At 67.7% G+C, this 9,471-nt stretch carries 11 protein-coding genes; 8 read left to right on the top strand and 3 right to left on the bottom strand.

The features are described 5' to 3' along the window. Positions 1-131: 131 nt before the first annotated feature. Entirely contained in the window at positions 132-758 is a 627-nt protein-coding gene (locus AX690_RS15835) for a LysE family translocator (RefSeq protein ID WP_066684190.1), read from the bottom strand. Beyond that, positions 745-1,164, bottom strand: coding sequence for a phosphoribosyl-AMP cyclohydrolase (hisI, locus tag AX690_RS15840; protein WP_066684188.1), 420 nt, complete (start codon positions 1,162-1,164; stop codon positions 745-747). The genes AX690_RS15835 and hisI overlap by 14 nt, the downstream gene beginning before the upstream one ends. 61 nt (positions 1,165-1,225) lie before the next feature. Here hisI and AX690_RS15845 point away from each other — a divergent pair, with 61 nt between their 5' ends. Continuing rightward, positions 1,226-2,110 (top strand): DUF817 domain-containing protein, encoded by an 885-nt coding sequence (locus AX690_RS15845; protein ID WP_082769694.1) that lies wholly within the window; start codon positions 1,226-1,228, stop codon positions 2,108-2,110. Between the two features lie 135 nt (positions 2,111-2,245). On the opposite strand, the gene folE is transcribed toward AX690_RS15845, so the two are convergent. Further along, positions 2,246-2,881, bottom strand: a complete 636-nt coding sequence (gene folE / locus AX690_RS15850) for a GTP cyclohydrolase I FolE (protein WP_066684186.1) — start codon at positions 2,879-2,881, stop codon at positions 2,246-2,248. 199 nt (positions 2,882-3,080) lie between these two features. On the opposite strand from folE, the gene cysS reads away from it, so the two are divergent. The 7 genes from cysS to AX690_RS15880 are packed head-to-tail and all read left to right on the top strand — an operon-like array spanning position 3,081 to position 9,389. Then, the gene (gene cysS, locus AX690_RS15855) at positions 3,081-4,472 is read left to right on the top strand and encodes a cysteine--tRNA ligase (RefSeq protein WP_066684183.1); all 1,392 of its coding nucleotides are present in this window, start codon (positions 3,081-3,083) and stop codon (positions 4,470-4,472) included. A gap of 5 nt (positions 4,473-4,477) precedes the next feature. Beyond that, on the top strand, positions 4,478-5,239 hold the full coding sequence (locus AX690_RS15860; protein WP_066684182.1) for a 3-oxoacyl-ACP reductase: 762 nt from the start codon (positions 4,478-4,480) through the stop codon (positions 5,237-5,239). A 9-nt stretch (positions 5,240-5,248) separates the two neighbouring features. Next, entirely contained in the window at positions 5,249-5,710 is a 462-nt protein-coding gene (locus AX690_RS15865) for an SRPBCC domain-containing protein (RefSeq protein ID WP_066684180.1), read from the top strand. Positions 5,711-5,718: 8 nt separating this feature from the next. After that, a complete protein-coding gene (locus AX690_RS15870) occupies positions 5,719-6,183 on the top strand; it encodes an iron-sulfur cluster assembly scaffold protein (protein WP_066684178.1) in 465 nt (154 codons plus the stop codon). A 52-nt stretch (positions 6,184-6,235) separates the two neighbouring features. After that, entirely contained in the window at positions 6,236-6,490 is a 255-nt protein-coding gene (yidD, locus tag AX690_RS22420) for a membrane protein insertion efficiency factor YidD (RefSeq protein ID WP_013077712.1), read from the top strand. Further along, on the top strand, positions 6,487-8,463 hold the full coding sequence (gene thrS / locus AX690_RS15875) for a threonine--tRNA ligase (RefSeq protein ID WP_066684177.1): 1,977 nt from the start codon (positions 6,487-6,489) through the stop codon (positions 8,461-8,463). The genes yidD and thrS overlap by 4 nt, the downstream gene beginning before the upstream one ends. Continuing rightward, positions 8,463-9,389, top strand: coding sequence for a glycosyltransferase family 2 protein (locus AX690_RS15880; protein WP_066730488.1), 927 nt, complete (start codon positions 8,463-8,465; stop codon positions 9,387-9,389). Before thrS ends, AX690_RS15880 begins: the two co-directional genes overlap by 1 nt. Positions 9,390-9,471: the final 82 nt, after the last annotated feature.

Below are 9,471 nucleotides of genomic sequence, written 5' to 3' on the forward strand. Positions count from 1 at the left end.
AGATGCTCCCCCGCGATGCGGGGGAGCTGTCGCGGAGCGACTGAGGGGGCAAGCGCTGGCTTGGCCGAGCTGGCCCCCTCCGGCCCTCTGGGCCACCTCCCCCGCGATGCGGGGGAGGATCTAGCGCAGGCTCACCGCCGCTCCAGGGCCAGCTTCAGGCCGAACGCGACGAAGACGCACCCGGTCACCCGGTCCAGCCAACGCACCACGACCGGCACGCGCAGCAGACCCGCGATCGGCACGGTCGCCGCGATCAGGGCGGCGAACCACAGCAGGCCTTCGACCACGTGGATGGTCGTGAGCAGCAGGCCAAAGCGCGCCGGATCGACGCCCGCCGGCATGAACTGCGGCAGGAACGACACGTAGAAGACCCCGACCTTGGGATTGAGCAGGTTGGTCAGCAGCCCCCGGCGCAGGGCGGCGATCGGGCCCGCGTCGACCGGCCGCATCTCGCCCGGCTCGAACTGGTCGCGGGGCTTGAGGATCATCTTGATCCCGGTCCAGGCCAGGAACAGGGCGCCCACCCACTTCAGCCCCGTGTAGGCCATCTCCGAGGCGGTCAGCAGCGCGCCGACGCCGAACGAGGCCGCCGCCCCCCAGATCAGACAGCCAAGCCCGACGCCGATCGCCGCGCCGGTCGCGCGACGAGGCCCCTCCGCCGCCGCCGTCCGGATGACGAGGGCCGTGTCGAGGCCGGGCGTCAGGGTCAGCAGCCCCGCCGCCAGCGAGAAGGCGACGAGGGCCTCAGTCGTGGTCATGGAGCGGCTTTTCGCGCTCGACCAGCTTGCCGTCCTCCAGCACGCGGTAGAAGCACGAGCGGAAGCCGACGTGGCAGGCGCCGCCGTCGCCGCGCGGACGCACCTTCAGCAGCACCGCGTCCTGGTCGCAGTCGACGCGCAGCTCGACGACGTCCTGCAGCTGGCCGCTGGTCTCGCCCTTCTTCCAGAGTTCGCCCCGCGAGCGGCTGAAATAGTGGGCGATGCCAGTGTCGACCGTCAGCTTCAGCGCCTCGTCGTTCATCCAGGCCAGCATCAGGATCTCGCCGGTGTCGGCGTGCTGAGCCACCGCCACAACCAGGCCGTCGGCGTTGAAGCGCGGCGCGAGGTCGGAGCCCCGCTCCAGGGCGTGCTTGTCGTGGGCGTGGGGGAACAGGGGCGTGCTCATGGCGCCACATATGGCGCAGGCGGGGCGGGCGCGCTAGCTTCCCCGCGCTTGCGGGGGCGAGATGAACCTCAAGGATCGGATCAAGGGGGCGGTGGCGGCGCTGGACGTCTGGGCTCGGCCCTGGGCGCGGCGCTCGCGCTGGCATGGCTACGCCTATGAGTTCCTGCTGTTTGGCCTGAAGCAGGCCTGGGCCTGCCTGTTCGGCGGCCTGATGCTGGCGCTGCTGGTCGGCACCAAGCTGCTGTGGCCCGAGCACGCGCCGCTGGCCCGCTACGACTTTCTCGTCATCGCCTCGGTCGCCATCCAGGCCGCGCTGCTGGCGCTGAAGCTGGAGCGCTGGGACGAGGCGCTGGTCATCTTCATGTTCCACGTCGTCGGCACGGTCATGGAGCTGTTCAAGACCGCCCACGGCTCGTGGATCTATCCCGAGCCCAGCTTCTTGCGGATCGGCGGCGTGCCGCTGTTCACCGGCTTCATGTACGCCTGCGTCGGCAGCTATATCGCCCGCATCTGGCGGCTGTTCGACATCACCTTCGAGCGCTATCCGCCGTTCTGGACCACGCATATCCTGGCGGTGCTGATCTATCTGAACTTCTTTACGCACCACTATGTCACCGACATCCGCTTGGGGCTCTTCGCCCTGTCGGCGCTGCTGTTTGGCCGGACCTGGTTCCTGTTCACGCCTGATCAAACGCCGCGCCGCATGCCCATGCTGATGGGCGCGCTGCTGGTCTCTCTGTTCATCTGGTTCGCCGAGAACCTCGGCACCTTCGCCGGCGCCTGGATCTATCCAAGCCAGGCGGCCGGCTGGCGCATGGTGCCGATCGAGAAGATGGGCGCCTGGTACCTGCTGATGCTGATCAGCTTCGTGTTGGTGACGCTGGTGCATCGTCCGGTGGACGCCTGCGTGGCGCGGATCCGGCAGGGGATCCGGGTGGCGGCGTAGGGGGTAACGTTCCTCCCCCGCGATGCGGGGGAGGTGTCGGCGGAGCCGACGGAGGGGGCGAACTAGAGGTCGGCCAAGCTGGCCCCCTCCGGCCCTCTGGGCCACCTCCCCGTGACACGGGGGAGGATCTTGCTCCTACTTCCTGACCACCAGATCCATGAACCGCTGCTGCAGGACCTTGTCGGTCTTGAAGACGCCGCGGAACTGGGTGGTGATCGTCGAGACGTCGTGGTGGTGGACGCCGCGGGTGCTCATGCACTGGTGCTCGGCGTCGATCAGCACGGCGACGCCGGCGGCCGAGAGGTGGTCCTCGATCGCGTCGGCGATCTGCATGGTCATGGTCTCCTGGGTCTGGAGACGCTTGGCGAAGATCTCGACCAGGCGCGCCAGCTTCGACAGGCCGACGACCTTGCCGGTCGGCATGTAGGCGACCCAGGCCTTGCCCAGGAACGGCGCCATGTGGTGTTCGCAGTGGCTCTGCACGTCGATGCCGCGCAGCATGACCATGTCGTCATAGCCCTGCACGTCCTCGAAGGTGCGCGACAGTTCCTTGGCCGGATCGCCCTGGTAGCCGGCGAACCACTCCTCGAAGGCGTCGACCACGCGCTTGGGCGTGTCGATCAGGCCCTCGCGCTCGGGATTGTCGCCGGCCCAGGCCAGGAGGGTCCGGACGGCGGCCATGGCTTCCTCGCGGGAGGGGCGCTCGGCGGGTTCAAGATCAAGACCGTCATCGCTGCCGATCAGGGTTCGCTCGCGGGCTAGGGCGTCCATGTCAGAGGGTTCTTTCCACGGGCTGAGTTGCGCCAGGACGCCGGTCGTCCTGGAATGACGCGTGCCACCCGTTTCACAGCTACGGTCGAAGCGTCGCCGCGGACGCATCGTTGGGCGTGGCCCAATCCGTATCCGAAGGATATATGGAGCCGGCTCCGTCCCGGAGCAACCTCTCCTTACGTCACAGCACTGCGACCCTATGACCCTGAAGATCCACGACACCCTGGCGCGCGAGAAGCGCGACTTCGTCCCCGCCGATCCCAAGCGGGTGACGATGTATGTCTGCGGACCCACGGTCTACAACCACGCCCATATCGGCAATTTCCGGCCGGTGGTGGTGTTCGACGTGCTGTATCGCGTGCTGCGCCACCTCTATGGCGAGGACGCGGTGGTCTATGCCCGCAACGTTACGGACGTGGACGACAAGATCAACAAGAAGGCCGCCGACGAGGGCGTGCCGATCAGCGTGATCACCGAGCGCTATCTGGCGGCCTACCACCAGGACGCCGACGCCCTGGGCGCCCTGCGGCCGAACCTCGAGCCCAAGGCGACCGAGCACATCGGGGCTATCCTGGAGATGATCGGCCAGCTGGTCGACAACGGCAGCGCCTACGCCGCCGAGGGCCACGTGCTGTTCGACACCCAGAGCTTCGCCGACTACGGCCAGCTGTCGGGGCGGCCGCTGGACGAGATGATCGCCGGCGCCCGCGTCGAGGTCGCGCCCTACAAGCGCCAACCGGCCGACTTCGTGCTGTGGAAGCCCTCCAAGGAAAACGAGCCCGAGTGGGAAAGCCCCTGGGGCGCGGGCCGTCCGGGCTGGCACATCGAATGCTCGGCCATGATCGACAAGGCGCTGGGCAAGACCATCGACATCCACGCCGGCGGCATCGACCTGACCTTCCCGCACCACGAGAACGAGGTGGCCCAGAGCCGCTGCGCCCACAAGACGGCGGTGCTGGCCAACTACTGGATGCACAACGGCTTCCTCGACATGGGCGGGGAGAAGATGTCCAAGAGCCTGGGCAATGTGATCATCCCGCACGAACTGCTGAAGACGGTTCCGGGCGAGGTGATCCGCTGGGCGCTGCTGTCGGCGCACTACCGCCAGCCGCTGGACTGGACGCCGGAGCTTCTGGAGCAGTCCAAGAAGTCGCTGGACCGGCTGTACGGCGCCCTGCGTCGCGCCAAGGACGTCGCTCCCGACCAGGCCATGGAGGCCCCGGCCGAGGTGATCGCCGCCCTGATGGACGACCTGAACACCCCGCTGGCGACCTCGGCCTTCTTCGAGGTGTCGAGCCTGATCGAAAAGGCCGTGACGGCCGGCGACACCGTCGCCATCGCCGCCAACAAGGCCCGCCTGCTGGAGGCCGGCGCCCTGCTGGGCTTCCTGCAGGCCGATCCGGACAGCTGGTTCGAAGGCGACGCCTCCGACGAGCTGAAGGCCAAGGTCGAGGACCTGCTGGCCCAGCGCGTGGCCGCCCGCACGGCCAAGGACTGGCCGGCCGCCGACGCGATCCGAGCCGAGCTGGACGCCCTGGGCGTGGTGGTCATGGACGGCCCGTCGGGCGCGACCTGGCGGATGAAGGACTAGGCGCGATGACCTTCGAAAAGCAGGTCGTCCTGGTCTCCGGCGCCGGCCGGGGGCTGGGGGCGGCCATCGCGCGCGCCTTTGTCGAGAACGGGGCCCAGGTGGCGGTGAACTACCGCCGCAGCGAAGCCCAGGCCAAGACGCTGGTCGCCGAGCTCGGCCAGCGCGCCGTGGCCATCCAGGCCGACGTCTCCGATCCGCTGGAGGCGCGGCGGCTGGTCAATGACGCGGCCGAGGCCTTCGGCCATCACGTCACGACGGTGGTCAACAACGCCCTGGGCGACTTCAGCTTCAACGGCGATGCGCGCGAGAAAATCCAGACGATCGGCTGGGACGACTTCCTGGGCCAGATGGACGTGTCCTTGCGCGGGTCGTTGAACCTGATCCAGGCCGCCGCGCCGGCGATGGAGGCGGCAGGCTGGGGACGGATCGTCAATATCGGCACCAACCTGTTCCAGAACCCGGTCGTGCCCTATCACGACTACACCGCCGCCAAGGCCGCCCTGCTGTCGCTGACCCGCACGGCGGCGGGCGACCTTGGTCCGAGCGGGATCACGGTCAACATGGTCTCGGGCGGGTTGCTGCGCGTCACCGACGCCAGCGCCGCGACGCCCGAGGCGATCTTCGACCTGATCGCCCAGAGCACCCCGCTGCGCCGCGTCACCACGCCTGCCGAGTTCGCCGACGCGGTCCTGTTCTTCGCCTCCCCCTGGAGCCGCGCCGTCACCGGCCAGAACCTGGTGGTGGATGGCGGCCTGGTGAGAGATTAAGAAGCCCGCATGAAACGCGCCGTCGAACACCGCATCGGGGTCCAGGCCCCCGCCGAGATCGTCTGGGAGGTCGTCTCCGAGTTCGAGAGCTGGCGTCACTGGAACCCGCTCTACCGCCAGGCCGAAGGGCAGATGAAGATCGGCACCGCCCTGGTGCTGGAACAGCACCTGCCCGGCGAGGCGCCGCGCGTCATCCAGCCGATCGTCCAGGACTGGGTGCCGTATGAGCAGCTGCACTGGCGCTCGACCCGCGTCGGCGGCCTCGTCACCGCGATCCGCTATCTCGAGATCGAGAACATGGGCCCCGCCAACGCGACCTTCTCGAACGGCGAGCTGTTCATGGGCATGCTGGTGCGTTGGGTCAGCCGCGAGGAGCGCCGCAAGCTGAAGGCCGCCTTCGCCGCGATGGGCGAGGCGGTCCGCGACCGCGCCGAGGCCCTCTGGTCCGAGCGCGGCGGGGCTCCCATCTAAGGCGCGCGATGATCGACGATCTCTACAGCGCCAAGATCCTGAGCCTCGTGGCCAACATGCCGCGCGCCGGACGCTTGCCCGCGCCCGACGCCAGCAGCGAGAAGGTCGCCAAGCTTTGCGGCAGCAAGATCACGGTCGACGTGGTGGTCGGCGAGGACGGCAAGGTCGTCGACTTCGCTCAGGACGTCAGCGCCTGCGCCCTGGGCCAGGCGGCCGCCGCGATCCTGGGCCAGAACGTCGTCGGCGCTGATCTTTCCGAGATCGAGTTGGCGCGGGACTCGCTTGCGGCTATGCTGAAGGCGAACGGTTCGCCTCCCGCGGGCCGATTTGCGGAGCTCGCCGTGCTGGAGCCGGTCAAGGACTATCCCGCTCGTCACGCCTCGACGCTGCTGGCGTTCGAGGCGACGGTCGAGGCTGTCCGCAAGGCCACAGGCGCCGCCGAAACGCGAACTAGCACCGCCGGCGCGGCTTGATCGCACCCCTTTCAGGGGTGTGTAACCGCTCAACAGCAGTACGCGCGCCGGCATGACCCTCTACGAACGCACCGTCGATTTGGGCCTTCGAGCCTACAAGTTGACGCTCTCGCCTCTCATCGGGCGTCAGTGCCGCTTTACGCCGAGCTGTTCGGAGTACACGGCCGCCGCTCTCAAGGAACATGGCCCGCTCAAGGGCTCCTGGCTGGGCTTGCGACGGATTTGCCGCTGCAATCCGTTTGGTGGTTCGGGCTACGACCCGCCGCCGCCGCGACACCAGCCACGCAAGTGGAAATGTGAAGAATGATCGATCTGGTTTTCCCCGACGGCTCCTCGCGACAGTATCCGGACGGCGCCACGGGCCGCGACGTCGCCGCCGCCATCTCCAAGTCGCTGGAAAAGAAGGCCCTGCTGATCAAGCTGGACGGCCAGCTGCTGGACCTCGACCGTCCGCTGACGCCCGACCTGCTGACTGGCGAGCGCAAGTTCGAGATTCTGACGCGCGATGCGCCCGAGGCCCTCGACACCATCCGCCACGACACGGCCCACGTCCTGGCCGAGGCCGTGCAAGAGCTGTTTCCGGGCACCCAGGTCACGATCGGCCCGAACGTCGAGGACGGTTTCTATTACGACTTCGCGCGTGACGAGCCGTTCAGCCTGGACGATCTGGAAAAGATCGAAAAGCGCATGAAGGAGATCGTCGATCGCGACGAGAAGATCTCGCGCGAGGTCTGGGACCGCGAAGAGGCCATCAAGCACTTCGACGAGATCGGCGAGCAGTACAAGGCTCAGATCATCCGTGATCTGCCGCCGACGGACACGATCACGGTCTATCGCCAGGGGAACTGGAAGGACCTGTGCCGCGGTCCGCACTTGCCCTCGACCAAGCACGTCGGCAAGGCCTTCAAGCTGACCAAGCTGGCCGGCGCCTACTGGCGCGGCGACCAGAACAACGCCCAGCTGCAGCGCATCTACGGCACCTCGTGGGCCTCGGAAGCCGATCTCGAAGCCTATCTGAAGCGCATCGAGGAAGCCGAGAAGCGCGATCACCGCAAGCTGGGCAAGACCATGGACCTCTTCCACATCCAGGAAGAGGGCAAGGGCATGGTGTTCTGGCACCCGAAGGGCTGGGCGCTCTACCGCGTGCTCGAGGACTACATGCGCCGTCGCCTGGACGCGGCCGGCTACAAGGAGGTGAAGACTCCGCAGATCCTCGACAAGAGCCTGTGGGAGAAGTCGGGCCACGCCGAGAAGTTCGGCCACGCCATGTTCATGTGCGAGAGCGCCGAGGGCGAGGTCCTGGCCGTCAAGCCGATGAACTGCCCGGGTCACATCCAGATCTTCAACGTCGGCCAGAAGTCCTATCGCGAGCTGCCGCTGCGCATGGCCGAGTTCGGCGCCTGCCACCGCTACGAGCCGTCGGGCGCCATGCACGGCATCATGCGGGTGCGCGCCTTCACCCAGGACGACGCCCACATCTTCTGCCGCGAAGAGCAGGTCACCGAGGAAAGCGCGCGGTTCATCGAACTGTTGCGCAGCGTCTATAACGACCTGGGCATGACGCTGGCGGACACCAAGTTCTCGACGCGTCCTGAATTGCGCGCCGGGACCGACGAGGTCTGGGACAAGGCCGAGGCCGCCCTGTCGGCCGCCGCCGAGGCGGCGGGCGAGACGCTGGTGCTGCAGCCCGGCGAGGGCGCCTTCTACGGCCCCAAGCTGGAATTCTCGCTGAAGGACGCCATCGGCCGGGTCTGGCAGTGCGGCACCTTGCAACTTGATTTCGTTCTGCCGGAACGATTGGACGCCGAATACGTTTCGGAGGACGGTTCGAAGAAGCGTCCCGTGATGCTTCACCGTGCGATTTTGGGGTCGTTCGAACGTTTCATCGGCATTCTGCTGGAGAACTTCGCGGGCGCCCTGCCCGTCTGGCTAGCGCCGACTCAGGTGGTCGTGGCCACGATCACCTCGGACGCCGACGACTATGCTCGCGAGGTCGTGGAGACTTTGACGAAACTAGGTATGCGCGCGGAACTGGACCTGCGAAATGAGAAGATCAACTATAAGATTCGCGAGCATAGCCTCGCCAAGGTTCCAGTGATCGCGGTGGTCGGACGTAAGGAAGCAGAGACGAGGCAGCTGGCCTTGCGTCGCCTGGGCGGCGAAGGGCAGAGCGTTCTGTCGCTCGAGGAAGCCATCGCCGTGCTGACCGCCGACGCCACGCCGCCTGACGTGGCGCGCGCCCGCGCCGCCAAGGCGGTTCAGGAGACGGTGACCGCCTGATGAACAGCATTCTCCCGTCCGTCTCGACCTTGACCGCCGGCGCCCGCCCGGCCCGCCCGCACGTGTCGGTGGTCATGGTCGTCTACCGGACGGGAGAAGCGCTGGCCGAAAGCATCAAGCATGTTCTGGCCGAGCCGCTGGTCGACGAGTTCGTCATCGTCGACAACGGCTCCTGCCCCCGTGAGCAGGACCTGCTGCGCTCCCTGGCCCTGACCGAGCCGCGCGTGATCCTCAAGCAGGGTCACGGCAATATCGGCTTCGCGCGCGGCGCGAACATGGGCGCCACCACCGCGGGCGGCGAGCACATCATCTTCCTCAATCCCGACGCCAATCTGCAGCCGGGCTGCGTCGCGGCGCTGGTGACGGCCTTCAAGGGCCAGCCGACCCCGACCATCGTCGGCGCGCGGGTGCTCAATGTCGACGGCTCCGAGCAACGCGGCGGGCGCCGCGGCGAGGTGACCCCGATCAGCACCGTGCTCAGCTTCGGCCAGCTGACGCGCCGCTATCGCAAGCTGGCGGCGTTCGAGATCCACCGCGAGCACGAGCCGCTGCCGGCCGGCCCCGCGCCGATGCCGACCATTTCCGGCGCCTGCTTCGCCATGCGCCGCCAGGACTTCGAGGCCCTGAACGGCTTTGACGAGGGCTATTTCCTGCACGTCGAGGACATCGACCTGTGCTGGCGCGCTCGCCGCGCCGGCGGCCAGGTGCTGTTCCAGCCCAAGGCCCAGGTCGTGCACCTCGGGCACACCAGCCTCGAGCACCCGGTGAAGGTCGAGTTCCATAAGGGCGTGGGCCTGACCCGCTACTTCATCAAGCGCGCCGACAGCCTGCAGCTGTTCGCGGCCGCCGTCCTGCTGGCCCCGGCGATCATGCTGATGAGCGTGTTCCGCCCGCTGCTCTGGAAGATGACCGGGCGGCCGATCTAGGGGCGCGGCGGTTGGGTCGGCTTGCGGCCCTGAGCGGACGGATTGGAAAATCCTCCCCCCAGAGGGGGAGGAGGCCGAAGGC

This window comes from Caulobacter sp. CCH9-E1 (assembly GCF_001556515.1).
Classification (GTDB): Bacteria; Pseudomonadota; Alphaproteobacteria; order Caulobacterales; family Caulobacteraceae; genus Caulobacter.